This is a genomic window from Shewanella sp. S1-58-MNA-CIBAN-0166 (assembly GCF_040310085.1).
Classification (GTDB): Bacteria; Pseudomonadota; Gammaproteobacteria; order Enterobacterales; family Shewanellaceae; genus Shewanella.
The window spans coordinates 22,161-46,344 of the sequence record NZ_JBEOPN010000039.1; the positions used below are offsets into that span (position 1 = coordinate 22,161).

The window sequence follows — 24,184 nt, forward strand, 5'->3', positions numbered from 1 at the left end:
ACTAAAAAAGTAACAATCATTAGTAGCATTAACACATAAAATGTGTAAAATGCGCGGCAGTTGATTGTAAGAAGACTTTTAGAAGACTATTTACACAATGGGCTTGATCTTAGAAAGAAGATCTGTATAATTGCCCACTCGCTGACTAGTGCAGCGTAAATTATAATGTTTAACCAAGTAGGTTACTCATTTTCACAGCGACTCCGATTGGGAGTCGAACGGTTAAATCATCTCGCTCTGCTTTTCCATTAGGAAGAAGCTAGAGGGTGATTTTTTATATGTCCATTTTAGGAGCTCTGGTCAATGCAGAACCAAAGAATCCGTATCCGCTTGAAAGGCTTTGATCATCGTTTAATTGATCAGTCTACAGCGGAAATCGTTGAAACTGCTAAGCGTACAGGCGCGCAGGTTCGTGGTCCAATTCCACTACCTACTCGCAAAGAGCGTTATACCGTTTTGATCTCTCCGCACGTTAATAAAGATGCTCGTGATCAGTACGAAATTCGTACCCACAAGCGTTTAGTTGACATCGTAGAGCCAACAGAAAAGACTGTAGACGCATTAATGCGTTTAGATCTTGCGGCTGGTGTCGACGTTCAGATTAGCTTAGGTTAATTGAGATCCTTAGAAGAGGTTTGAGAGATGGCTATCGGTCTTATTGGTCGTAAAGTGGGTATGACTCGCATCTTCACTGAAGATGGTACGTCAATCCCTGTAACAGTAATCGAGATTGCAGGCAACCGCGTTACTCAAGTGAAAACTTTAGAAACAGACGGTTATCGTGCACTTCAAGTGACTACTGGTACCAAAAAAGCCAATCGCATCACTAAAGCAGAAGCAGGTCACTTTGCCAAGGGCGGCGTAGAAGCTGGTCGTGGTTTGTGGGAAATGCGTTTAGCAGATGGTGAAGGCGAAGGCATTGAAGTTGGTGCTGAAATTAATGTTGATATTTTCGCTGAGACAGTGAAAGTAGATGTTACTGGTCAATCAAAGGGTAAAGGTTTCCAAGGCGGCGTTAAGCGTTGGAACTTCCGTACTCAAGATATGACACATGGTAACTCTTTGGCACACCGTTCGAATGGTTCTATCGGTCAGAACCAAACGCCTGGTCGTGTATTCAAAGGCAAGAAAATGTCAGGCCATATGGGTGCTGAGCAAGTAACAACTCAAAATCTACACGTAGTACGTGTTGATGCAGAGCGTAACTTGTTGTTAGTACGCGGCGCAGTTCCAGGCGCTACCAATGGTGACTTGATTATCAAGCCAGCAGTTAAAGCTTAAGGTCTGAGGAGATAGTAATGGAATTGGTATTGAAAGACGCCCAGAGCGCTCTTGAAGTTTCCGAAACTACCTTCGGCCGTGACTTTAACGAGGCATTGGTTCATCAGGTAGTTGTAGCATATGCTGCAAACGCGCGTCAGGGCACTCGTGCTCAAAAGACTCGTGCGGAAGTAACTGGCTCAGGCAAAAAGCCTTGGCGCCAGAAAGGCACAGGCCGCGCTCGTGCCGGTAGTGTTAAAGGCCCAATCTGGCGTGGCGGTGGCGTAACATTCGCTGCTAAAACACAAGATCACAGCCAAAAAGTTAACAAGAAGATGTACCGTGGTGCTCTAAAGAGCATATTCTCTGAATTGGTACGTCAAGAGCGTCTAGTTGTTGTTGAATCGTTTGGTGTTGAAGCTCCTAAAACTAAAGAGCTGAAAGCTAAATTAAAAGCAATGAACTTAGAAGATGTTCTAATTGTTACAGCTGAAGTTGATGAGAATTTATTCTTAGCAGCTCGCAACTTATACAAAGTTGACGTGCGTGACGTAGCGGGTCTTGACCCAGTGAGTCTAATTGCGTTCAACACTGTTCTTGTTACTGCTGATGCAGTGAAGCAAATCGAGGAGATGCTAGCATGATCCGCGAAGAACGTTTGCTAAAAGTTATTCTTGGTCCACATATCTCTGAAAAGAGTACTGTGCTTGCTGAGAAAAACAACACTGTAGTTTTCCGCGTAGCCATCGATGCAACTAAAGCAGAGATTAAAGCTGCAGTAGCGAAGCTATTTGAAGTTGAAGTTGATTCTGTTCGCACTTTAGTTAATAAAGGCAAAACCAAGCGTACCGGTGGCCGTGTAGGTCGTCGTATCGATTGGAAAAAAGCTTATGTTACTTTAGCTGCTGGTGCTGAAATCGATTTCGTCGGCGGCGCTGAATAAGCAAAGGAGAATTATCATGGCAGTTATTAAGTGTAAGCCAACCTCTCCAGGTCGTCGCCACGTAGTTAAAGTGGTGAATACGGACCTGCATAAGGGTAAACCTTTTGCTGGCCTGTTGGCGAAAAAAACTAAAAGTGGTGGCCGTAATAATACTGGCCGTATCACTGTACGCCACGTAGGTGGTGGACATAAGCAGCACTATCGTATTGTTGACTTTAAACGCAACAAAGATGGTATCCCTGCGAAAGTTGAACGTCTTGAATACGATCCAAACCGTACAGCGCACATCGCGCTAGTACTGTATGCAGATGGTGAGCGTCGTTATATTCTTGCTGCAAAAGGCATGAAAGCTGGCGACCCAATCCAATCTGGCTTGGATGCAGAAATCAAGACTGGTAACGCTAGACCGTTACGCAACATTCCAGTAGGTAGTGTTGTACACGCTGTCGAAATGAAGCCTGGTAAAGGCGCTCAAATCGCACGTTCAGCTGGTGCTTATGTACAAGTTGTTGCTCGTGATGGTGCTTATGCAACTCTACGTCTTCGCTCTGGCGAAATGCGTAAAGTTCCAGTAGATTGCCGCGCGACATTTGGTGAAGTTGGTAATGCCGAGCACATGCTACGCCAGTTAGGCAAAGCAGGTGCTAAGCGCTGGAGAGGCGTACGCCCTACAGTTCGAGGTGTTGCAATGAACCCAGTAGACCATCCACATGGTGGTGGTGAAGGCCGTACTTCTGGTGGACGTCATCCAGTGAGTCCATGGGGTGTGCCGACTAAGGGTTATAAAACTCGTAGCAACAAGCGCACTGATAAGTACATCGTACGTCGTCGTAATAAATAGTAAGAGGATTCGCCATGCCACGTTCTCTCAAGAAAGGTCCCTTCATTGACCTGCACTTGCTGAAGAAGGTAGAGAAAGCGATGGAAGCGGGAGACAAAAAGCCAATTAAGACTTGGTCTCGTCGCTCAATGATCATCCCTAATATGATTGGGTTGACCATCGCTGTCCATAATGGTCGTCAGCACGTACCTGTGTTCGTAACTGACGAAATGATCGGCCACAAGCTTGGTGAATTTTCACCAACTCGCACTTATCGCGGCCATGCTGCAGATAAGAAAGCGAAGAAGCGTTAATACGGGAGGAATAAGATGGAAGTTTTAGCTAAACATCGTTTTGCTCGTACGTCTGCGCAGAAGGCCCGTCTAGTTGCTGATCAAATTCGCGGATTGCCTGTTTCTAAGGCACTCGAGATTTTGACATTCAGCCCCAAGAAAGCCGCCGTACTAGTAAAAAAAGTACTTGACTCAGCTATCGCAAACGCCGAACACAACGAAGGTGCTGACATTGATGAGCTTAAAGTTGGAGCCGTCTTCGTAGATGAAGGCCCAACAATGAAGCGTATCATGCCACGTGCTAAAGGCCGCGCTGATCGTATCATGAAGCGTACCAGTCACATCACTGTGGTTGTAGCAGATCGCTAGGAGAAGAGAGCAATGGGACAGAAAGTACATCCTAATGGTATCCGTCTGGGTATCACTAAGCCTTGGATCTCTACCTGGTACGCAGATAAGTCAGACTATGCAAATAATCTGAACAGCGACTGGGAAGTGCGTCAATATTTAACTGAAAAGTTAAAAGCCGCATCAGTATCTAAGATTGTTATTGAACGCCCAGCGAAAAGCATCCGCGTTACTATTCACACTGCCCGTCCAGGTATTGTGATTGGTAAGAAAGGTGAAGACGTTGAAGTATTACGTGCCTATGTGTCTAAAATCACTGGTACTACTGCTCAAATCAACATCGCTGAGATCCGTAAGCCTGAATTAGACGCTAAGCTCGTTGCTGACTCTATTGCTCAGCAGTTAGAGCGTCGTGTTATGTTCCGTCGTGCTATGAAGCGCGCAGTACAAAACGCAATGCGCATTGGTGCTCAAGGTATCAAAGTTCAAGTGAGCGGCCGTTTAGGCGGCGCTGAAATTGCGCGTGCAGAATGGTATCGTGAAGGTCGTGTACCTTTGCATACTTTGCGTGCTGATATCGACTATTCAACCGCAGAAAGTCACACTCAATACGGTGTGATTGGTATTAAAGTTTGGATCTTCAAAGGCGAAGTTCTAGACGGTTTAGTACCTGCTATTGAAGAGCCTAAGCAGCAACCTAAGCGTAAGCCTCGTGGTAAATAGGAGAAACTTTTATGCTGCAACCTAAACGTATGAAGTTTCGCAAGATGTTCAAGGGCCGCAACCGTGGTCTAGCGAACGGTACTGAAGTTAGCTTTGGTACTTTCGGTTTGAAAGCAGTCGGCCGTGGCCGTTTAACTGCACGTCAAATTGAATCTGCACGTCGTGCCATGACACGTCATGTTAAACGTCAAGGACAAATTTGGATTCGAGTTTTCCCTGACAAGCCAATTACCTCTAAGCCTCTTGAAGTGCGTATGGGTAAAGGTAAAGGTAACGTTGAATACTGGGTATGTCAGATTCAACCTGGTAAGGTTCTTTACGAGATGGATGGTGTTCCTGAGTCGTTGGCTCGTGAAGCCTTCGCTTTGGCTTCTGCCAAACTTCCTCTGAAGACTACCTTCGTAACTAAGACGGTGATGTAATGAAAGCGAGCGAACTAAGAGAAAAGAGCGTTGAAGAACTTAACGCTGAATTACTTGGTCTGCTGCGTGAGCAGTTTAACCTGCGTATGCAACACGCTACTGGTCAGTTGACTCAAACGAATCAGTTGAAACTAGTGCGTCGTAACATTGCACGTGTTAAGACCATTATTACTTCTAAGGCAGGTGTGTAATGTCTGATAAAGCCCGTACTTTGCAAGGTAAAGTAATTAGCAACAAAATGGATAAGTCTATTACTGTTGCTATTGAGCGCCAAGTGAAACATCCTATTTATGGGAAGTACATTAAGCGTACAACTAAGATCCATGCACATGACGAAACTAATCAGTGTAATGAAGGGGATTTCGTGGCTATTAGCCAGTGTCGTCCTCTATCTAAGACTAAGTCTTGGACACTAGCTGAAGTAGTAACAAAAGCCTAATCTCGATTAGGTTAACGTAAACGGCCCCAGTATTTGGGGCCGTTTGTTTTTTTTGCTATGCATTCCAAAAATGTGTGTTATACTTGCGCGCCAATTTTGAGTAAATTATTACTTGAATTTGGTTCAAATATACTCCCATAGTGGGATTGTGTAGTAACGATAGCGGAGCACTTGAAATGATCCAAATGCAATCGACTCTAGACGTCGCATGTAACAGCGGCGCACGCAGAGTTCAGTGTATTAAGGTCTTGGGTGGCTCTCATCGTCGTTATGCCGGTATCGGCGACATTATCAAAGTTTCTGTTAAAGAAGCGATTCCTCGCGCTAAAGCGAAGAAAGGTGATGTATATAACGCGGTGGTAGTCCGTACTAAGAAAGGCGTACGTCGTCCAGACGGTTCTGTCATTCGCTTCGATCGGAATGCAGCGGTATTGCTTAACGCAAACCTTGCACCGATTGGTACTCGTATCTTTGGCCCAGTGACACGTGAATTGCGTAATGATAAATTCATGAAAATTGTCTCGCTGGCACCAGAAGTACTGTAAGGAGCTTCAAATGGCAGCTAAAATCCGTCGTGAAGACGAAGTAATTATATTAGCAGGTAAAGACAAGGGTAGCCGCGGTAAGGTTTCTCAAGTTCTACCTACTGGTAAGTTAATTGTTGAAGGCTTTAATCTTGTTAAAAAGCACCAGAAACCTAACCCTCAATTGGGTGTGACTGGCGGCGTTATCGAGAAAGAAGCACCGATGCAAGCATCAAACGTTGCGATCTTTAACCAAGCCACAGGCAAGGCAGATCGTGTTGGTTTCCGATTTGAAGACGGCAAAAAAGTCCGTTTCTTTAAATCGAACAGCGAACTCGTTAAGTAATTTGGAGTAAACGATGGCGAAACTGCATGATAAATATCAAGAGACTGTAGTTGCTGAACTAGCTAAAAAGTTCGGCTACAGCAGTGTCATGCAAGTCCCTCGGATTGAAAAAATCACCCTAAACATGGGTGTGGGCGAAGCTGTTGCAGATAAGAAAGTTATGGAGCATGCGCTCCGTGACATGACTGCAATCGCTGGCCAGAAGCCAATTGTAACTGTTGCTCGTAAATCAGTTGCTGGTTTTAAAATCCGTGAAGGCTACCCTATTGGCTGTAAAGTTACCCTACGCGGTGAGCGTATGTGGGAATTTTTAGAGCGTTTAGTTGACATTGCAATACCACGTATTCGTGATTTCCGAGGCTTAAGCGCTAAAGCGTTTGACGGCCGTGGTAATTATGCAATGGGCGTGCGTGAGCAGATCATCTTCCCAGAAATCGATTATGATAAAATCGATAAAATTCGTGGTATGGATATTGTTATCACTACTACTGCGAAGAATGATGAAGAAGGTCGTGCTTTGTTAGACGCTTTTAACTTCCCATTCAAGAAATAAGGGTAGCATAATGGCAAAAACATCTATGAAAGCACGTGAAGCAAAACGTGCGCAGCTCGTAGCTAAATATGCTGAAAAGCGTTTAGCACTTAAGGCTATAATCAGCAGCCCTGCAACTTCTGAAGAAGATCGCTGGGATGCCGTACTTAAGTTACAAGCTCTACCACGTGATTCTAGCGCTGCGCGTCAACGCAACCGCTGTAATCAAACTGGTCGCCCACATGGTTTTCTACGTAAATTCGGCTTAAGCCGTATTAAATTACGTGAAGCAACCATGCGTGGTGAAGTTCCTGGTCTGCGTAAGGCCAGCTGGTAAGCACTTGTCACGGAGTAAGCTAATATGAGCATGCAAGATCCTATTGCGGATATGTTAACCCGTATTCGTAACGGCCAAGCTGCTAACCACGTATCTGTTAAGATGCCTTCAGCTAAGTTAAAAGTAGCAATTGCGAAATTACTTAAAGATGAAGGTTTCATTACTGAATACGCCGTAGCAGATGAAGCTAAGCCTGAATTAGAAATTACGTTAAAGTACTTTCAAGGCAAACCAGTCGTTGAGACTATCCAGCGTGTAAGTCGCCCTGGTCTTCGTATTTACAAAGGTAAAGACGAGTTACCAAAGGTGATGGGCGGTCTGGGTATCGCAATTGTGTCCACTTCTCAAGGCTTGATGACTGATCGCGCCGCCCGCCAAAATGGCACGGGTGGCGAGGTTATCTGCTACGTAGCGTAAGGAGCTAGAAATGTCTCGTGTTGCAAAAGCACCAGTCACTGTTCCTGCTGGCGTAGAGGTGACTTTAAACGAACAGACCTTAACTGTTAAAGGCAGTAAAGGAAGTCTGACTCGAGTAATCAACAATGCGGTAAATGTTGTTATCGAAGATGCACAAGTAAAGTTTCTTCCTGTCGATGGCGTTTCTAACGCTTGGGCTCAGGCTGGTACTGCACGTGCACTAGTAAACAACATGGTTGTTGGTGTATCTCAAGGTTTTGTGAAAAAACTTAAATTAGTTGGTGTAGGTTACCGTGCAAAGATTGCTGGTAGTGACTTAGATTTAACATTAGGTTTCTCACATCCATTAGTACACAAACTGCCCGCAGGCGTTACTGCAGAGTGTCCTAGCCAAACTGAAATCGTGCTTTCGGGCGTTGATAAACAAGTTGTTGGTCAGGTTGCTGCTGAAATTCGCGGATATCGTCCACCAGAGCCTTATAAAGGCAAAGGTGTTCGTTATGATGACGAAATAGTACGCCGTAAAGAGGCTAAGAAGAAGTAGGTAACGCGATATGGATAAGAAAACATCTCGCTTACGTCGCGCGTTACGTGCACGTAAGAAGATCCAAGAGCTGGGCGTGAATCGTCTGGTTGTACATCGTACACCGCGTCACATTTATGCTCAGGTGATCAATCCTGAAGCTCAGGTGTTGGCAGTTGCTTCAACCGTTGAAAAAGCGGTTAAAGAGCTACTAAAGAGTACCGGTAACGTTGATGCGGCTAAAGCAGTAGGTAAAATTGTTGCTGAGCGTGCGATCGAGAAGGGCGTAGCAACAGTTGCGTTCGACCGTTCTGGTTTCAAGTATCATGGTCGTGTAGCTGCACTAGCAGATGCCGCTCGTGAAGCTGGCCTGAAGTTCTAAGGGGTTATAAAAATGGCTAAATTAGAAGCTCAGCAAAAAGACGATCTGCAAGAGAAATTGATTGCAGTTAATCGTGTTTCTAAAGTAGTTAAGGGCGGTCGTATCTTTAGCTTCACAGCACTAACAGTAGTGGGTGACGGTAACGGTAAGATTGGCTATGGCTATGGTAAAGCGCGTGAAGTTCCAGCTGCTATTCAAAAAGCAATGGAAAAAGCCCGTCGTAATATGGTAACAGTGGAGTTGAATGCAGGTACTTTGCATCACCCAGTTAAAGGTCGCCATACTGGTTCAAAAGTTTATATGCAACCAGCATCACAGGGTACCGGTATTATTGCCGGTGGCGCAATGCGTGCCGTATTGGAAGTAGCAGGCGTTCATAACGTTCTGTCAAAAGCATACGGTTCTACTAACCCGATCAACATCGTTCGCGCAACTGTCGATGCGTTGGTGCACATGAAGTCACCAGCTCAAATCGCAGCAAAACGTGGCCTGAATGTTGATGAGATTCGGGGGTAATGCACCATGGCTACTAAAACTTTAAAAGTCACACAGACTAAAAGCAGCATTGGTCGTTTACCAAAACACCGTGCAACCTTAACCGGTTTAGGCCTACGCCGTATTAATCACACTGTTGAAGTTGAAGATACACCTTCAGTTCGCGGTATGATTAACAAGGTGTACTACATGGTTTCGGTGGAGGAATTAGGATAATGCGTCTAAATACTCTATCTCCAGCAGCAGGTTCTAAATCTGCTCCTAAGCGTGTAGGCCGTGGTATCGGTTCAGGTTTAGGTAAAACAGCGGGACGTGGCCATAAAGGTCAGAAGTCTCGTTCAGGCGGCGGTGTTCGCGTCGGTTTCGAAGGTGGTCAAATGCCACTTAAGATTCGTTTACCTAAGTTTGGCTTTACTTCGCGTCGCGCTTTGGTAACAGCTGAAGTTCGTTTACTCGAACTAGCAAAAGTTAACGGTGATGTTGTCGATTTGAATGCACTGAAAGATGCGAACGTTATTACTCGCAACATCCAGTTTGCGAAAATCGTTCTTTCAGGTACCATTGACCGCCCAGTGACTGTAAAAGGTCTCAAGGTAACCAAAGGTGCTCGTGCAGCTATTGAAGCTGCCGGTGGCAAGATCGAGGAATAATACGTCGATGGCAAAACCAGGACTTGATTTAAAAAGCGCGAAAGGCGGTTTATCTGAACTGAAAACTCGTCTTCTGTTCGTGATTGGTGCGATTATCGTCTTTAGAGCCGGTTCGTTCGTGCCAATTCCTGGTATTGACGCAGCTGTATTGGCAGAGCTATTTGCTCAGCAAAAAGATACCATCCTTGGCATGTTTAACATGTTCTCGGGTGGTGCCTTAGAGCGTGCTTCTATCTTCGCATTGGGTATTATGCCGTATATTTCGGCATCTATCATTATGCAGTTATTGACTGTTGTGCATCCTGCACTCGCTGAATTGAAAAAGGAAGGCGAATCAGGACGTAAGAAAATTAGTCAATATACTAGATATGGCACACTCGTGTTGGGTACGCTGCAATCTGTCGGTATTGCAACGGGTTTACCAAATCTGATGCCTGGTCTTGTGGCCAATCCCGGATTTGGTTTCTACTTTGTTGCAGTTGTGAGCTTAGTAACAGGAACAATGTTCCTTATGTGGCTAGGTGAGCAAATTACCGAACGTGGTATTGGTAATGGTATCTCGATTTTAATTTTCGCAGGTATTGTTGCTGGTCTACCATCGGCCATCGGCTCAACGGCTGAGCAGGCGCGTCAAGGTGACATGAATGTATTAGTACTACTGTTGCTCGCAGTGATTGTATTTGCTGTAACTTATTTAGTGGTATTTGTGGAACGTGGTCAACGTCGTATCGTCGTTAACTACGCTAAACGTCAACAAGGCCGTAAGGTTTTTGCAGCGCAAAGCACACATTTACCATTAAAAATAAATATGGCAGGTGTGATTCCACCAATCTTTGCTTCCAGCATTATTTTGTTTCCAGGTACACTGGCTCAGTGGTTTGGACAAAATGAGTCTATGTCATGGTTAAGCGATTTCGCTTTAGCTGTGTCACCAGGACAACCGCTGTATTCATTATTGTATGCGACAGCAATCATCTTTTTCTGTTTCTTCTATACTGCGTTGGTTTTTAACCCTCGTGAAACAGCAGATAACTTGAAAAAGAGTGGTGCATTCATTCCTGGGATCCGTCCCGGAGAACAGACTTCGCGTTACATTGATAAAGTAATGACACGTTTAACCTTAGCGGGTGCGTTGTATATTACCTTTATCTGCTTAATTCCGGAGTTCATGTTAATTGCGTGGAAAGTACAGTTCTATTTTGGCGGTACTTCGCTACTAATTATAGTAGTCGTAATCATGGACTTCATGGCTCAGGTTCAGACCCATATGATGTCCCATCAATATGAGTCTGTGATGAAGAAAGCTAATCTTGTTAACAAAGCCAATTTAGACCGCTTTGGAAAATAAGATTGCTTTTACGGAGTGATGAAATGAAAGTTCGAGCTTCCGTGAAGAAGATCTGCCGTAATTGCAAGATCGTCAAGCGTAGTGGTGTTGTACGCGTTATATGTGTTGAACCAAAACACAAACAGCGTCAAGGCTAAGAAAGAAGTTTGGTCAGCTCAATAATGGGCTGACCAAAATATTGTTTGCAAATCTGTCGTCTGTCGAGTATCCTTTCGGGCTTTTCGCAGATGGCCTTTAACTTTAAGGAGTGCATAGTGGCCCGTATCGCTGGCATTAACATTCCTGATCAAAAGCATACAGTCATTGCGTTGACTGCTATTTTTGGTATTGGACGTACACGCGCTAGAGCAATCTGCGCATCTACTTCAATTGCTGAAGATGCTAAGATCAAGGAATTGAGCGAAGCTCAAATAGATATCCTACGCGAAGAAGTCGCCAAATACACTGTAGAAGGTGACTTGCGTCGTGAGATTTCAATGAACATCAAGCGTCTTATGGATCTTGGTTGTTATCGTGGTCTCCGCCATCGTCGTAGCCTGCCCCTTCGTGGGCAACGTACTAAGACCAATGCGCGTACGCGTAAAGGTCCACGTAAGCCAATAAGAAAGTAACGGGAAGGTAAACCAAAATGGCTAAAGTTCCGTCACGTTCTCCGCGTAAGCGCGTACGTAAACAGGTTGCAGATGGCATGGCTCATATCCATGCGTCTTTCAACAACACAATTGTCACCATTACGGATCGTCAAGGTAATGCGTTGTCATGGGCTACCTCAGGTGGTTCTGGTTTCCGTGGTTCACGTAAATCAACACCATTCGCTGCGCAGGTTGCTGCTGAGCGTGCAGGTATTGCTGCTCAAGACTACGGTGTTAAAAACCTTGAAGTTTTCGTGAAGGGTCCTGGTCCAGGTCGTGAATCAGCCATTCGTGCGCTGAACGCTGTTGGTTATAAAATTACCAACATTACCGATGTGACGCCTATCCCTCATAATGGCTGTCGTCCACCTAAAAAGCGTCGTGTATAACACTGCGTATATAGGATAGTTGGAGAAAGATCATGGCAAGATACTTGGGTCCCAAGCTCAAGCTCAGCCGCAGAGAAGGTACAGACCTTTTCCTAAAAAGCGGTGTGAGAGCAATCGATTCGAAGTGTAAGCTAGAAACTGCACCTGGACAACATGGCGCACGTAAGCCACGTTTGTCTGAGTATGGTATTCAGTTACGCGAGAAACAAAAAGTTCGTCGTATTTATGGTGTGCTAGAAAAGCAATTCCGTAACTACTACAAAGAAGCTGCACGTCTAAAAGGCAATACTGGTGAAAACCTTTTGCAACTTTTAGAAGTCCGCCTAGATAACGTCGTTTATCGTATGGGTTTCGGTTCTACTCGTGCAGAATCACGTCAGCTAGTAAGCCATAAATCTGTTATGGTTAACGGTCGTGTTGTTAACATTCCGTCATTCAAAGTGTCTGCGAATGATGTTGTAAGCATCCGTGAAAAGTCACGTACTCAAGCTCGTATTAAAGCGGCTTTAGAAGTGGCTGGTCAACGCGAAAAGCCTACATGGGTAGAAGTCGACAATGCGAAAATGGAAGGTGCTTTCAAGCGCGTTCCAGAACGTAGCGATTTGTCTGCGGATATTAACGAACAGCTGATCGTCGAGCTCTACTCTAAGTAAAGCTAACAAACAAGAGAGGACACAATGCAGGGTTCTGTTACAGAATTTCTTAAACCGCGTCTCGTTGATATTGAGCAGGTTAATTCAACTCGCGCCAAAGTTACACTAGAGCCACTAGAACGTGGTTTTGGCCATACCTTAGGTAACGCGTTGCGTCGCATCCTATTGTCGTCTATGCCTGGCTGTGCAGTTACTGAAGTCGAAATTGACGGCGTACTGCATGAATACAGCAGTAAGGAAGGCGTACAAGAAGATATCCTTGAGATATTGCTTAATCTTAAGGGATTAGCAGTGACCATCGAGGGTAAAGACGAGGCTTTGCTTACATTAAGCAAGTCCGGCACAGGCCCTGTTACAGCAGCAGATATCACACATGATGGTGATGTTACCATCGTGAATCCTGATCATGTTATCTGTCACTTGACTGGTAACAATGATATCAGCATGCGTATCCGCGTTGAGCGTGGTCGTGGTTATGTGCCAGCTTCGGCTCGTGCACAGACTGAAGACGATGATCGCCCAATCGGTCGTTTGCTGGTTGATGCTTCTTTTTCACCTGTTGCTCGCATTGCTTATAATGTTGAAGCCGCTCGTGTTGAACAGCGTACTGACTTAGACAAACTTGTGATAGATATGACCACAAACGGTACTATCGATCCTGAGGAAGCAATTCGTCGTTCTGCAACAATTTTAGCTGAACAGCTAGATGCGTTTGTTGAACTACGTGATGTTACTGAGCAGGCTGTTGTAGAAGAGAAACCGGAGTTCGATCCGATTTTGCTGCGTCCTGTCGACGATTTAGAGCTAACTGTACGTTCGGCTAACTGTTTAAAAGCCGAAGCGATTCATTACATCGGAGATCTGGTACAACGCACTGAAGTTGAGTTGCTTAAGACCCCTAACTTAGGTAAGAAATCTCTTACTGAAATTAAGGATGTTTTAGCGTCTCGCGGACTGTCGTTAGGTATGCGTCTAGAAAACTGGCCTCCGGCTAGTTTAGCTGACGACCTATAAGTCTCAGGTTAGTACAGATTTAGGTTATAAGGATTAGGTCATGCGCCATCGTAAGAGTGGTCGTCAACTAAACCGCAACAGCAGTCATCGCCAAGCTATGTTCCGTAACATGGCTTGTTCAATAGTTCGTCATGAGATTATCAAGACAACTGTAGCTAAAGCGAAAGAACTGCGTCGCGTTGTTGAACCTCTAATAACACTTGCTAAAGTTGACAGCGTTGCAAATCGCCGTTTAGCTTTCGCTCGTACCCGCGACGCTGAAGTTGTAGGTAAGTTATTTACTGAATTGGGTCCACGCTTCCAGGAACGTCCTGGTGGTTACACTCGTATTCTTAAGTGCGGTCTACGTACCGGTGATAAAGCCCCAATGGCTTACATCGAGTTAGTAGGTCGTCCTGAAGCTGCTGAAGCTGTTGAAGTTGAAGCTGCTGAGTAATTAATTACTCACCGAAAAACCGAGCCTAGGCTCGGTTTTTTTTTATCTTTTTTTAACTTCGACTTTGTTTCAAACATCATATCTTTTTAGCTGCAATCCATATCCATTTATTGTACAACTTGGTAAATGTCTACTATTTATGCGTAATCTTGTATCTGATTATTTTCACAATCGCTCTCAGCTCGGTCAACGAGATGAACCCAATACTCATTTTCTTGATTCTCTGATCCGATATGTGTCGTGCAACTCTGTTTAGTAAAATCGTATTATTGTGTTTGTATTAAGGACATAATAGCAACGTTAACCATGTCTAAGCTTAAGTCGATAATACCAAGTACAAGACGCTAAAGTTGTTCTTATGTTTGCAACAATGGCTATTCCATTTAAGCCAATACTCACAGGTTTTGAGTTGCAAACGAACCTTCAACAGAGTTGGTCGAATCAATTACTGTATGTGTAATATTTTACTGATGTAGGAATATGGCTGACGGCGGGAATGCAATACTGGATCTGTTACTTAACATCACGTTAAGGCTGCGTATTCGACTTGATTAACGTACTTTGAAGTTATACTGAATGACTAGCTTATATGATGCCATTATTGTTAACCGTGGCGTGTAGACATGCTACATAGGTCTTACCATAACTAACTATTATCTATTTGGCATCAGCTTGGAATCATAAATGGTCATCAAATTCTCCTTTGTATTGCCAACTGTATTGCATTACTTGCAATAGGCTAGTAATGACGCACCTCTGCGCCTAGTTAAAAAAATCACAAGTTTGATATGAAATAGGCCGAATATTGTCATTTTGCCTTATCTATCTCACTTTTTAACCTGAATTGAGATTATTTGGCATTATTGAGCTGATGCCAAAAATAGAAAATATGGATTAGTCTATAGGTTAAAGCCGTTGTGCTGTGGTTCAAAATCATTGAATCAAAACTGGAAACACAATAAATAGAAGGGTTTTATTGAAACCAGAGTTGTTCATAATTCGATAGGCTTTCATTATAGGTATGACCTACTGTGACTGGCATTGTTCAGTACGCGGAAAATAAGCAGACTTTTAATAGAGACACAACATTTTCAGTTAAGCAGTATTTTACCTTAAATGGATATAATGGTTTTTTGCACCGTCACACCATTGTTTTTTATCCTTGCTGAAAATCTTAATGTAAAACCCACAATAGGTTATAAACCTATGTTCAAAGTATCCTCTCCGTAATGAGTAGCTAAAATAATAGCAATTATCTGTCTATAACAATTGAAATTTTATTCATAAAAAAAGCCTCCGAAGAGGCTTTTTATTACAAATAGACTTTATTTATCTTCAAGAGCTTTTTGATTATAGGTCGGTTTTTCATGCGTTTGACCCATAGCTTCAGCAACTTCAGGTGGCATGTAATTTTCATCATGCTTAGCGAGTACTTCAGTGGCCTCTAGTTTTCCTGACTCAACCAGTACACCCTGGGCAACGATACCTTGACCTTCTCTAAATAAGTCTGGTAATAAATCGTCGTATGTAACGGATACAGTCCCACCCGCTGAATCATGTACAGCAAATTCAACGTGTAAGCTGTCTGGATCGCGTTTCATCGATCCCATTGTTACCATGCCACCGATTCGGATACGTTGTCCAAGCTCTGGCTTTACACCCGTATCGTTTTTACCGTGGGTAATTTCATACGGTGTATAGAATAAATTCAAATTTGAATTTAGTGCGTACAATAGTAATGATGCAACAGCAGCAACGCCCGCAATCAATGCAACGGCAAGGGTTAATCTCTTTTTACGTCTTGGATTCACGGTTATTACCTCTTGTTTCTTTCAGGCGTTGTTCACGCGTTATCTTTTTAGCAATTTCGATCAGGACTTTACGTTTTTGTCTGATACTCAGGGTTATTAATGTGGCTAGACAGCCGAACGTTACACCATAGGATAGCCAAACATAAAATGCGTAACCGCCCATATCAAGAAAATCTTTAAATGAATCAAATTGCATTATTTTGCCTCCTCTGCGGTTGCTAAGTCTCTCACCCAAGGGCGCATGCCATTGCGAGCAAGGATCTCTGTTCTATAGCGGATCAAGGTTATCGCTCCAATCATCATCCCAAACCCGAAAATATTAATTAACAGTGGGTATAACATATCGGTCGACATCGTCGATTTTTCTGTGATTCTAATGGTTGATGGCTGATGTAAACTACTCCACCAATCAACGGAATATTTAATAATGGGTATATTAATTACGCCGACAATCGCCAGAATTCCAGAAGCTCTAGCCGCGAGGACTTTATCTTCAAATGATGCATACAGTGATATAACCCCAAGGTAGAGAAACAGTAATACCAGTTCAGAGGTTAAGCGTGCATCCCATACCCACCAAGTTCCCCACATAGGTTTACCCCATGCAGCACCTGTTAGTAAGGCAATAAAGGTAATGACTGCACCAATAGGTGCGATAGCTGCCGCGGCCCAGTCTGCCGATTTTATTTGCCAAACTAAGCCAATAAATGAAGCTACTGCCATACCCATATATGCAGCCATTGACATCGATGCAGCAGGTACATGGATAAAGATGATTCGGTAACTGTCACCTTGTTGGTAATCTGTCGGGGCAAATAATAAACCCCAAATACTGCCTGTTCCAACGAGTAATATTGCTAGAATACTAAACCAAGGCAACAAAGTGCCTGACAGTTTATATGCCCGTTCAGGGTCTGCGTAAGAATGTAACCATTTCCACATTAGTTTGTGCTCACACGTAAAGAGGCGCCAATTGCGAAAGGTGCCAAGATTAAAGAACCGACCAACATTGCGGCAAGAATCGCAAGTTGACCATCATAAGCCATATTCAGTCCTGCAGCATCAATCGCACTAGTGGCAAAAATAAGTACAGGTATATATAAAGGTAGAATAAGTAAACTTAGCAGGACTCCTCCTTTGCGAAGTCCTACAGTCAGTGCAACACCTATCGCACCAAGTAACGACAATATCGGTGTACCTAATGCTAAAGTCGACATCAATGCACCGTAACTATTGTCTTCTAAATGCAACAGTACAGCGAGTAATGGTGCGACTAGAATTAAAGGCACACCAGTAAGTATCCAATGTGCTAGAACTTTGGCCAGAACCATTAATGCTAACGGTTGTGGGCTCAGTAGCATTTGTTCTAAGCTGCCATCGTTGTAATCTGCTTTAAATAAACGTTCTAATGACAGCATAGATGCAAGTAAGGCTGCTACCCAGATAATACCAGGTGCTACTCTAGTCAACACTTGAGGTTCCGGTCCAATTCCTAAAGGAAAAAGAGTGACCACTAAAATAAAGAATAACAGCGGGTTAAAAATATCACCTCGATGTCTAATGGCAATTCTTAAATCACGTTGCAAAAGCGTCATGAATGCTGTGGTGTAACTGATTCCTCGTTTCATTCAAATACCTTATACAAAGCGATAGTCGAGAGTGATTTTACGTAGTATGGCATCACTAATAATGCTCATATCCTGATGTGTGGTTAATATTACACATCCACCCGATTCAGCATGTTGAATAAAAAGTTGCTCTAATTCTTCTACACCTTTTTTATCAATTGCGGTAAAAGGTTCGTCGAGGATCCATATTTTACAATTACTGTGTTGTAATCTGGCTAATGCAGTACGTCGATGTTGTCCCGCAGATAAATGACCTGCTAGTGCTTCTTCAAAACCGGTTAAATTGACTTTCGCCAAAATTTCAGTGGTATCGAAATTATCATAGCCACTAATTCTTAAATTGAAGTTAAGATTTTCTTCTGCTGTTAGCTCGCTTTTCACACCCGCTAAATGCCCTAGATAGAGTAAGTCGTGATTAAATTCGTCTCTACAGCGATTGATGTTTTCACCATTATATTCAACTTCACCGGCATAGGGACGTGACAAACCAGCAATAATACGTAAAAGACTGGTTTTACCGGCACCATTAGGACCTTCAATCTGGACAATATCCCCTGCATTGATATTAAAACTCAGTCCATCAAATAGAATGCGCTCTTCCCTAATACAGGTTAATTCGTTGGCACTTAATAGCACTTGTGATTGGTTTGATATGGTCACTTATCCCTCTTATTTTACTTGAGGATGAATTCGAAAAGATATTAACACAAACACTTTTATCGGTTTAGCTTTGTCACTGATTAAGTGCTAGCAATTTGATATGGTTCCAAAATTATGAATTTAGTTTGAACTTTTTCATCGATTACTAATATATTACCTGAACTACACAGATTGTCTCGATTTAGAGGCTAAGCTGAGATTGTTATCACAAAAAGATGAGTTTTTTTGCTAATTGTAGTAATCTATCGTTGCTAAAAATGAGTCTGCCTTCTAAATCAAAGGGCAGCGTTAAGCTTTGTATATTTGCAATTAGGAACGATGAATATGAAAAAATTGTTAGCAATGACTGCAGTAGCTGCCTTAACTTTGTCTGCAAATGTATTTGCTCAAGAAGGTGAAGCTATTTACAATAAAGCGTGTCAAGTATGTCACAGCATGGGTGTGGCCGGAGCGCCTAAAGTTCATGACGCTGCGGCATGGGAACCACGTCTAGCAAAAGGTTTAGATGCCTTAGTTGGTTCGGTTAAGTCTGGTTTAAACGCAATGCCACCAGGTGGTATGTGTACTGACTGTACCGATGAAGATTACAAAAACGCAATTCAGTTTATGTCTAAGTAGTTTTCAACTAAATCAAAAAACCGGCTTTTATAGCCGGTTTTTTATGGGTTAATTTCAGTGATGCTAACTGAGAACATCACTAATATTACACAATACTATTGCACTAAGGTATCCAGAGTTAGTGCAGCATTATCACCCACTTTAATGGCTTTAATGGTACCCTTTAGGTCTCCAGGTTGCGGTTTCACGCTGCCATTTTTTGACAGTACCGCAATTATTTCGACTTCTTGTACTGAGCTCAGTGTGACATCGCCACCCATTGAAGTACTATCATCTAATGTGATTGTTGCAGGTAAACTGCTAGCACTGATTTTAGTTGCAGCTAACGGTACTTTTGGACCTTGCGTTGCTCGTGCGAAAATAAACACAGTATCGCTATCGGCCACTTTGTCTGCTAATTCTGGAGCAATAGAAACTTCAATTGCGACTGTCTTCGCATTGCTCGTAACTACTGGCTTTTGAGTTGAATCACCATTAGGCATTGCCGAACCTTCATTAAGGCGCATATTTGCAGATTCAATTGCATTCATTAATGCTGTTCTATCAACATCATCTCGATCGCTGTCTAAGATCATCTGCCAAGCATTGATAGCTTTGTTGTAGTCAGCGGTAAAGAATGCATCCATGCCAACAAGAAGTAGTGTAGAGGGGTCTTGTGGGTCTAACGCTAAAGATTGATCAATCACAGCTTGAATCGCCGGCGACATCTGCTGATTTGCTTTATAGTATAGCGCAGTCGCTTTAGGCCCAAGGAGTTCAGCTTGCGTGCCGACGAGTTCCATTACCTTATCAAATGCGCCAATGGCTTTATCATATTGGTTGGCAGATATATAAGCATGACCAAGGCTAAACCAAGCTTGGCTATCGTCTGGCTGTGCCTGCACTTTTGCTTCCATCATTTGTACCCGTTGCGACATTATTTGCGCCGGATCCATGCCTTGATGAGGATTGCTTGCTTGAGGAGGATTGGCTAATTCGTTATAAGCACCTAAGTGTTGATATAGGTAACCGGAAACAGCCAATAAGCACAAGGTCATAAAAGCAGGCCATAATGCGTTTTTTGATTTAATTTCTACATCAAGGGAGTCATCACCTTTTTGTTGCATGTCCTGAAGTAGATTTATCTCTAATTCTTTCTTTAATGCTTCGAATTCGACTTGATCCAAAAGCTCGTCATGTAATTCTTTTTCAAGAATTGTTAACCGCTCAGCAAAAAGTTCAAGGTTAGTTTGTCTACGAACGCCAGACTCTTCGGCTTGTAACAGTTTTGTTTGGCGAAAGTGTGGAACCCAAATCATGATTAGGCCGATGAGTACGACAAGCGCAATAAAAATCCAAAATGTGGTCATTATGTCAATATTCACTTTTAGGTTAACAGAGAAAGCGGCATTTACCGCAGTGCTTGGAACTTCGATTATACGTAAAGATTATTAATTGAATAGTAATATAAGGAAGATATGAATCCAAATCCTGATAGTTGCGTACTGGTTCACAGATTGAATGGTTTGACTAACTAATAGCGAAACTTTATATCAGTAATACTGTCAGACAAGTTGCCAAAAAAATTCGTTTTGGTTGAATCGGTGTTCATAATGAGACTGGTGACCCAATTTTGTACGAAAATGGCAGACATATGTCATAGCAAGTTCTAAAATGCGTTAAAATTCGTTTAAGCTAATGTGCGTATATTAGTTTCATCGCATTAATTAGTACTGTCGTGATTTGTTTGTTTCAGATCCGCTAATTTTTTTAGACTAAGGAATACCCATGATTCCAGAACTTGGACATTTCTCGCTAATTCTCGGTTTGGCTTTTGCCTTACTGCTAGCTAGCGTGCCGTTATATGGTTCCGCACGTAAAGACCAGTATCTTGTTCGATATGCCTGGCCACTGACATACGGAATGTTTTTTTTCATCAGTATCTCCGTTATAGCACTAGGGTACAGCTTTGCTGTTGATGATTTCTCTGTGGCTTATGTCGCCCATCACTCTAATTCTCAACTACCAATATTCTTTAAAATTGCGGCGGTATGGGGTGGTCATGAAGGTTCATTATTATTCTGGGTATTCGCGTTGTCTGTATGGACTGCATCAGTAGCACTATTTAGTAAGGGCTTAGAAGAAGTCTTTACCGCAAGGGTGTTATCTGTTTTAGCGATGATTGTTGTTGGCTTCAGTTTATTTATGATCCTTACATCAAGTCCATTTGAACGGATATTTCCTATTCCTCTAGAAGGGCGAGATTTAAATCCAATGTTGCAAGATGTTGGCTTAATCTTCCACCCACCAATGTTGTATCTAGGGTATGTGGGTTTTTCAGTCTGTTTTGCCTTTGCTATTGCAGCCCTCATGAGTGGCAGACTTGATTCTGCTTGGGCACGCTGGAGTCGTCCATGGACATTAGCGGCATGGATATTTCTAACTGGCGGTATTTCACTTGGTTCTTGGTGGGCTTACTACGAATTAGGTTGGGGCGGCTGGTGGTTCTGGGACCCAGTTGAAAATGCATCATTTATGCCTTGGTTAGTCGGTACTGCTTTAGTGCACTCATTAATTGTGACGGAAAAGCGTGGGGCATTCCGTAACTGGACTGTATTGCTGTCTATCTTTGCCTTCTCATTAAGTTTACTCGGCACCTTTATTGTACGTTCTGGTGTGCTTACGTCAGTGCATTCATTTGCAGCAGATCCAAGTCGTGGTTTGTTTATCTTGCTGTTGTTAGGTATTGCCATTGGTGGTTCGTTAACTCTGTTTGCTTTCCGAGCCAGTGAAATGAGCAGTCCAGCACGATTTGAGCTTAAATCGAAAGAAACCATGTTGCTAATCTGTAATGTGTTACTCACTGTTGCTGCAGGTACTGTGTTGCTGGGTACGCTTTATCCTTTATTGATAGATGCATTAGGCATGGGCAAGATTTCCGTCGGACCTCCATATTTTAATGCTGTATTTGTACCTATCGTATTAGTGCTATTTGGCTTTATGGGTATTGGTCCAATTATTCGCTGGAAGAAATCTAAAGCAGGCGAAATTAAAAAACAGTTACTTATTCCAGCTATTATTGCATTAGTTACCGGTGTCGCTGCTCCATTTATTGCTGGTGGCCAATTTAATGCTTGGGTGATGTGTGGTGTGGCTGCTACAGCATGGATCATGCTATCCACTTTTCGCGCTGCTTATAATATGGTGAGCGATAAAGAAGGTGGTATTAGTCTTAATCGAATTGGCCGTAGTCAATTGGGAATGCTCTTCGCTCACTTTGGTATTGCTGTGTCGGTAATGGGGGCTACTATTGTCTCTAACTATTCGATTGAAAAAAGCGTACGTATGGGTCCTGGTATCAGCCAAGAACTAGCAGGTTACACATTTAAGTATTTAGAAACTAAAAATGTTGTCGGTCCTAACTATACCGCTCAACAAGGTCAGATTGAGATTTACAAAGATGATGAATTTATCACCTTACTAAAACCTGACCGTCGTCAATATAATGTACGAACTATGGATATGACTGAAGCGGGTATTGATTGGGGATTATTCCGCGATTTATATGTCACTATGGGTGATCCCATTAGTTTAACCGAGTTTGCGGTGCGTCTTAATTATAAACCGTTTGTACGTTGGTTGTGGTTTGGATCAATCTTTATGATGATTGGTGGCTTCCTGGCAGCATCCGATAAGCGTTATCGTGTAAAGCAAGCTGCGACAGATGAAGCAGTAAAAGCAAAATTAGCGACTGCTTAATATACTCGGAGACATTATGAAGAAGTTTGTACTGTTTATACCTTTGGTTATATTTTTAGGTATGGGCGTGTTTTTATACAAAGGATTATTTCTCAATCCTAAGGTGCTTGATTCTGCATTAGAAGGAAAGCCAGTTCCGGCTTTCCAACTTGAGCGCTTAGAAGTGCCTAGTGAAGTGTTAACTGAGAAAGATCTTCCAGCAAAAGTGTCTATGTTGAACTTTTGGGCAACTTGGTGTCCAGCATGTAAGTATGAGCATCCTTATTTGATGATGCTGTCTAAACGTAACTTGTTACCTATATATGGTATCAACTATCGTGACGAGAGAGCATTAGCTGTTAAGGAGTTAACTACTCAAGGTGATCCATACACAGTTAACATCTTTGACAAAGATGGTCGCTTAGGTCTTGATCTTGGAGTTTATGGAGCACCGGAAACTTTTATAGTCGACCACAACGGTATTATTCGTTATCGCTATGCAGGTCCTATAGATCAAACAGTATGGACACAAACCTTGTATCCAATGATCCAGCAATTACAAGCTGAAGCTAAAGTCGATGGAGCATCGTAATGAAATTCATATTTAAAATGATGGTGGCTTGTACGAGTTTACTTTTTACTCTGACGGTAATGGCGACACCTGTTGATACTTATGAATTTCAATCGGTAGATAATCAACAAAGAGCATTGTCACTAGCACACCAATTGCGTTGCCCACAGTGTCAGAATCAAAACTTAGTCGATTCAAACTCTCCGGTTGCGCAAGATTTACGTCTTGAAGTGTATACGATGGTCGATAGTGGTAAGTCAGATTCAGAGATTATTGAATTTATGACCAGCCGCTATGGCGATTTTGTCTTATACAATCCAAAGTTAGACTCGAAAACTTATATTCTATGGCTTGGTCCATTTGGGTTACTTGTTTTAGGTCTCTTTATTGGTTTTATCTTTGTGCGTAAGCAACGTATACAGGCATCTGAATCGACAACCTTGTCAACAGAGCAACAAGCTGAGTTAGATGCGTTATTAAATCGTAGTAAGACAACTAAGTAACCGATTGGAGTATTAACTTTGAAACAGTGGTTTGCGTTTATTTTCACTTGTCTCATTCTTATGGGGACAGCAGGTCCGGTAAATGCATACCCAGGCATGCAAGCAGCGGCCAAGCAAACCACTGAATCAACACTCGATCGCATAAACATATTGCCGCAACCATTCCCAATTGCGCTAGTCGATTTTACTGATCTTGTTGGTCAGTCGGTTAACTTTGAACAATATAAGGGTAAAGTGGTTGTTGTGAATCTTTGGGCTACTTGGTGTCCACCTTGTGTTAGAGAACTTCCAGCACTCGATCGATTAAATCAAACTCTAAATGCACAACATTTTGCTCTACTGCCTATTTCTATTGATGCTGAAGCTGTGACTATTGTGCAACCATTTTTAGAGTCTCTTGGATTAGGCCGGTTTAATTCGTATTTCGATCCGCAACAACAATTACGTGATGTCTTCCCGCTTGATACGATACCTGCAACATTTATCTTAAATGAACAAGGTGAGCTGGTGGCTTATGTTCGTTCGTATGTCGATTGGGACGATTCAAATGTGGTGACTTTCCTTGAACAGTTCCGCCAGAACGCTAAAGAAGTACAATAAACCGTCATAAAGTCGCTTAAAATACGAAAAAGGATCGCTTTTGGTGAAAAGATCGCCAAGCGATCCTTTTTTATTAAAAAAGGCCTTGCGCAAAAACGTGAGCTGCCTATAATGCGCATCCACTGACACGGCAGACAGCGCAAGCGGTTA

The 24,184-nt window shown here is 42.9% G+C and carries 39 protein-coding genes; 33 read left to right on the plus strand and 6 right to left on the minus strand.

Annotated features, from left to right (window positions below; genetic code table 11):
- Positions 1–303: 303 nt before the first annotated feature.
- The 28 genes from rpsJ to rplQ all read left to right on the plus strand — a co-directional run bounded on the left by rpsJ (position 304) and on the right by rplQ (position 13,926).
- Positions 304–615 (plus strand): 30S ribosomal protein S10, encoded by a 312-nt coding sequence (gene rpsJ / locus AAEY99_RS18675; RefSeq protein WP_011635639.1) that lies wholly within the window; start codon positions 304–306, stop codon positions 613–615.
- A 27-nt stretch (positions 616–642) separates the two neighbouring features.
- The gene (gene rplC / locus AAEY99_RS18680; RefSeq protein ID WP_101033710.1) at positions 643–1,281 is read left to right on the plus strand and encodes a 50S ribosomal protein L3; all 639 of its coding nucleotides are present in this window, start codon (positions 643–645) and stop codon (positions 1,279–1,281) included.
- A gap of 17 nt (positions 1,282–1,298) precedes the next feature.
- Positions 1,299–1,904, plus strand: a complete 606-nt coding sequence (gene rplD, locus AAEY99_RS18685; RefSeq protein WP_011635641.1) for a 50S ribosomal protein L4 — start codon at positions 1,299–1,301, stop codon at positions 1,902–1,904.
- Complete coding sequence (gene rplW / locus AAEY99_RS18690) at positions 1,901–2,203, plus strand: 50S ribosomal protein L23 (RefSeq protein WP_011635642.1); 303 nt, start codon at positions 1,901–1,903, stop codon at positions 2,201–2,203. The genes rplD and rplW overlap by 4 nt, the downstream gene beginning before the upstream one ends.
- Before the next feature lie 16 nt (positions 2,204–2,219).
- Positions 2,220–3,044, plus strand: a complete 825-nt coding sequence (rplB, locus tag AAEY99_RS18695) for a 50S ribosomal protein L2 (RefSeq protein WP_011635643.1) — start codon at positions 2,220–2,222, stop codon at positions 3,042–3,044.
- Between the two features lie 14 nt (positions 3,045–3,058).
- Positions 3,059–3,337 carry a 30S ribosomal protein S19 gene (gene rpsS / locus AAEY99_RS18700; RefSeq protein WP_006083596.1) on the plus strand — a complete coding sequence of 93 codons (279 nt, stop codon included), beginning with the start codon at positions 3,059–3,061 and terminating at the stop codon, positions 3,335–3,337.
- 15 nt (positions 3,338–3,352) lie between these two features.
- Positions 3,353–3,685, plus strand: a complete 333-nt coding sequence (gene rplV / locus AAEY99_RS18705) for a 50S ribosomal protein L22 (RefSeq protein ID WP_011635644.1) — start codon at positions 3,353–3,355, stop codon at positions 3,683–3,685.
- Between the two features lie 12 nt (positions 3,686–3,697).
- Positions 3,698–4,387 (plus strand): 30S ribosomal protein S3, encoded by a 690-nt coding sequence (rpsC, locus tag AAEY99_RS18710; protein ID WP_011635645.1) that lies wholly within the window; start codon positions 3,698–3,700, stop codon positions 4,385–4,387.
- 11 nt (positions 4,388–4,398) lie between these two features.
- Positions 4,399–4,809, plus strand: coding sequence for a 50S ribosomal protein L16 (gene rplP / locus AAEY99_RS18715; protein WP_011635646.1), 411 nt, complete (start codon positions 4,399–4,401; stop codon positions 4,807–4,809).
- On the plus strand, positions 4,809–5,000 hold the full coding sequence (gene rpmC, locus AAEY99_RS18720) for a 50S ribosomal protein L29 (protein ID WP_011635647.1): 192 nt from the start codon (positions 4,809–4,811) through the stop codon (positions 4,998–5,000). Before rplP ends, rpmC begins: the two co-directional genes overlap by 1 nt.
- Positions 5,000–5,248, plus strand: a complete 249-nt coding sequence (gene rpsQ, locus AAEY99_RS18725) for a 30S ribosomal protein S17 (RefSeq protein ID WP_011635648.1) — start codon at positions 5,000–5,002, stop codon at positions 5,246–5,248. Before rpmC ends, rpsQ begins: the two co-directional genes overlap by 1 nt.
- A gap of 176 nt (positions 5,249–5,424) precedes the next feature.
- Positions 5,425–5,793: a 50S ribosomal protein L14 gene (gene rplN, locus AAEY99_RS18730; RefSeq protein WP_011635649.1), complete on the plus strand. Its 369-nt coding sequence runs from the start codon at positions 5,425–5,427 to the stop codon at positions 5,791–5,793.
- Between the two features lie 10 nt (positions 5,794–5,803).
- Positions 5,804–6,118 carry a 50S ribosomal protein L24 gene (rplX, locus tag AAEY99_RS18735; RefSeq protein WP_101084804.1) on the plus strand — a complete coding sequence of 105 codons (315 nt, stop codon included), beginning with the start codon at positions 5,804–5,806 and terminating at the stop codon, positions 6,116–6,118.
- Between the two features lie 13 nt (positions 6,119–6,131).
- Complete coding sequence (gene rplE, locus AAEY99_RS18740) at positions 6,132–6,671, plus strand: 50S ribosomal protein L5 (RefSeq protein ID WP_011635651.1); 540 nt, start codon at positions 6,132–6,134, stop codon at positions 6,669–6,671.
- Between the two features lie 10 nt (positions 6,672–6,681).
- A complete protein-coding gene (gene rpsN / locus AAEY99_RS18745; RefSeq protein WP_011635652.1) occupies positions 6,682–6,987 on the plus strand; it encodes a 30S ribosomal protein S14 in 306 nt (101 codons plus the stop codon).
- Between the two features lie 24 nt (positions 6,988–7,011).
- Entirely contained in the window at positions 7,012–7,404 is a 393-nt protein-coding gene (rpsH, locus tag AAEY99_RS18750; protein WP_011635653.1) for a 30S ribosomal protein S8, read from the plus strand.
- A gap of 10 nt (positions 7,405–7,414) precedes the next feature.
- Positions 7,415–7,948: a 50S ribosomal protein L6 gene (gene rplF / locus AAEY99_RS18755; protein ID WP_011635654.1), complete on the plus strand. Its 534-nt coding sequence runs from the start codon at positions 7,415–7,417 to the stop codon at positions 7,946–7,948.
- Between the two features lie 10 nt (positions 7,949–7,958).
- Positions 7,959–8,309 (plus strand): 50S ribosomal protein L18, encoded by a 351-nt coding sequence (gene rplR, locus AAEY99_RS18760; RefSeq protein WP_011635655.1) that lies wholly within the window; start codon positions 7,959–7,961, stop codon positions 8,307–8,309.
- 12 nt (positions 8,310–8,321) lie between these two features.
- On the plus strand, positions 8,322–8,825 hold the full coding sequence (rpsE, locus tag AAEY99_RS18765) for a 30S ribosomal protein S5 (RefSeq protein ID WP_011494651.1): 504 nt from the start codon (positions 8,322–8,324) through the stop codon (positions 8,823–8,825).
- Between the two features lie 6 nt (positions 8,826–8,831).
- Positions 8,832–9,020, plus strand: coding sequence for a 50S ribosomal protein L30 (gene rpmD, locus AAEY99_RS18770; RefSeq protein WP_011635656.1), 189 nt, complete (start codon positions 8,832–8,834; stop codon positions 9,018–9,020).
- On the plus strand, positions 9,020–9,454 hold the full coding sequence (gene rplO, locus AAEY99_RS18775; protein ID WP_011635657.1) for a 50S ribosomal protein L15: 435 nt from the start codon (positions 9,020–9,022) through the stop codon (positions 9,452–9,454). Before rpmD ends, rplO begins: the two co-directional genes overlap by 1 nt.
- A 7-nt stretch (positions 9,455–9,461) precedes the next feature.
- The gene (secY, locus tag AAEY99_RS18780) at positions 9,462–10,802 is read left to right on the plus strand and encodes a preprotein translocase subunit SecY (protein WP_101084805.1); all 1,341 of its coding nucleotides are present in this window, start codon (positions 9,462–9,464) and stop codon (positions 10,800–10,802) included.
- Between the two features lie 23 nt (positions 10,803–10,825).
- Positions 10,826–10,939, plus strand: coding sequence for a 50S ribosomal protein L36 (gene rpmJ, locus AAEY99_RS18785; protein ID WP_006083579.1), 114 nt, complete (start codon positions 10,826–10,828; stop codon positions 10,937–10,939).
- Between the two features lie 117 nt (positions 10,940–11,056).
- Positions 11,057–11,413 carry a 30S ribosomal protein S13 gene (rpsM, locus tag AAEY99_RS18790; protein WP_011635660.1) on the plus strand — a complete coding sequence of 119 codons (357 nt, stop codon included), beginning with the start codon at positions 11,057–11,059 and terminating at the stop codon, positions 11,411–11,413.
- Between the two features lie 17 nt (positions 11,414–11,430).
- On the plus strand, positions 11,431–11,823 hold the full coding sequence (rpsK, locus tag AAEY99_RS18795) for a 30S ribosomal protein S11 (RefSeq protein WP_011635661.1): 393 nt from the start codon (positions 11,431–11,433) through the stop codon (positions 11,821–11,823).
- A gap of 32 nt (positions 11,824–11,855) precedes the next feature.
- Entirely contained in the window at positions 11,856–12,476 is a 621-nt protein-coding gene (rpsD, locus tag AAEY99_RS18800) for a 30S ribosomal protein S4 (protein WP_011635662.1), read from the plus strand.
- 24 nt (positions 12,477–12,500) lie between these two features.
- The gene (locus AAEY99_RS18805) at positions 12,501–13,490 is read left to right on the plus strand and encodes a DNA-directed RNA polymerase subunit alpha (RefSeq protein WP_011635663.1); all 990 of its coding nucleotides are present in this window, start codon (positions 12,501–12,503) and stop codon (positions 13,488–13,490) included.
- A 40-nt stretch (positions 13,491–13,530) separates the two neighbouring features.
- A complete protein-coding gene (gene rplQ / locus AAEY99_RS18810; RefSeq protein ID WP_011635664.1) occupies positions 13,531–13,926 on the plus strand; it encodes a 50S ribosomal protein L17 in 396 nt (131 codons plus the stop codon).
- 1,325 nt (positions 13,927–15,251) lie between these two features.
- On the opposite strand, the gene ccmE is transcribed toward rplQ, so the two are convergent.
- From ccmE to ccmA, 5 genes are read right to left on the minus strand one after another with little or no spacing between them, the layout of a single operon-like run.
- On the minus strand, positions 15,252–15,737 hold the full coding sequence (ccmE, locus tag AAEY99_RS18815; RefSeq protein WP_162022029.1) for a cytochrome c maturation protein CcmE: 486 nt from the start codon (positions 15,735–15,737) through the stop codon (positions 15,252–15,254).
- Positions 15,721–15,933 (minus strand): heme exporter protein CcmD, encoded by a 213-nt coding sequence (gene ccmD / locus AAEY99_RS18820; RefSeq protein ID WP_011635666.1) that lies wholly within the window; start codon positions 15,931–15,933, stop codon positions 15,721–15,723. Before ccmD ends, ccmE begins: the two co-directional genes overlap by 17 nt.
- A complete protein-coding gene (locus AAEY99_RS18825; RefSeq protein ID WP_101084807.1) occupies positions 15,933–16,679 on the minus strand; it encodes a heme ABC transporter permease in 747 nt (248 codons plus the stop codon). The genes ccmD and AAEY99_RS18825 overlap by 1 nt, the downstream gene beginning before the upstream one ends.
- Positions 16,679–17,365, minus strand: a complete 687-nt coding sequence (ccmB, locus tag AAEY99_RS18830) for a heme exporter protein CcmB (RefSeq protein ID WP_011635668.1) — start codon at positions 17,363–17,365, stop codon at positions 16,679–16,681. The genes AAEY99_RS18825 and ccmB overlap by 1 nt, the downstream gene beginning before the upstream one ends.
- A 9-nt stretch (positions 17,366–17,374) precedes the next feature.
- Positions 17,375–18,025, minus strand: a complete 651-nt coding sequence (gene ccmA / locus AAEY99_RS18835) for a cytochrome c biogenesis heme-transporting ATPase CcmA (protein WP_182745078.1) — start codon at positions 18,023–18,025, stop codon at positions 17,375–17,377.
- Between the two features lie 324 nt (positions 18,026–18,349).
- Here ccmA and AAEY99_RS18840 point away from each other — a divergent pair, with 324 nt between their 5' ends.
- On the plus strand, positions 18,350–18,643 hold the full coding sequence (locus AAEY99_RS18840; protein ID WP_101084809.1) for a c-type cytochrome: 294 nt from the start codon (positions 18,350–18,352) through the stop codon (positions 18,641–18,643).
- A gap of 95 nt (positions 18,644–18,738) precedes the next feature.
- Here the strand turns inward: AAEY99_RS18840 and ccmI are convergent, their stop codons facing one another.
- Positions 18,739–19,992 (minus strand): c-type cytochrome biogenesis protein CcmI, encoded by a 1,254-nt coding sequence (gene ccmI / locus AAEY99_RS18845; protein ID WP_101084810.1) that lies wholly within the window; start codon positions 19,990–19,992, stop codon positions 18,739–18,741.
- Between the two features lie 418 nt (positions 19,993–20,410).
- Here ccmI and AAEY99_RS18850 point away from each other — a divergent pair, with 418 nt between their 5' ends.
- The 4 genes from AAEY99_RS18850 to AAEY99_RS18865 are packed head-to-tail and all read left to right on the plus strand — an operon-like array spanning position 20,411 to position 24,034.
- Positions 20,411–22,381, plus strand: coding sequence for a heme lyase CcmF/NrfE family subunit (locus AAEY99_RS18850; protein ID WP_351011560.1), 1,971 nt, complete (start codon positions 20,411–20,413; stop codon positions 22,379–22,381).
- Positions 22,382–22,397: 16 nt separating this feature from the next.
- Complete coding sequence (locus tag AAEY99_RS18855) at positions 22,398–22,952, plus strand: DsbE family thiol:disulfide interchange protein (protein ID WP_011635673.1); 555 nt, start codon at positions 22,398–22,400, stop codon at positions 22,950–22,952.
- Complete coding sequence (nrfF, locus tag AAEY99_RS18860) at positions 22,952–23,434, plus strand: heme lyase NrfEFG subunit NrfF (protein ID WP_101084812.1); 483 nt, start codon at positions 22,952–22,954, stop codon at positions 23,432–23,434. The genes AAEY99_RS18855 and nrfF overlap by 1 nt, the downstream gene beginning before the upstream one ends.
- A 60-nt stretch (positions 23,435–23,494) precedes the next feature.
- The gene (locus tag AAEY99_RS18865) at positions 23,495–24,034 is read left to right on the plus strand and encodes a TlpA family protein disulfide reductase (RefSeq protein WP_182745079.1); all 540 of its coding nucleotides are present in this window, start codon (positions 23,495–23,497) and stop codon (positions 24,032–24,034) included.
- Positions 24,035–24,184: the final 150 nt, after the last annotated feature.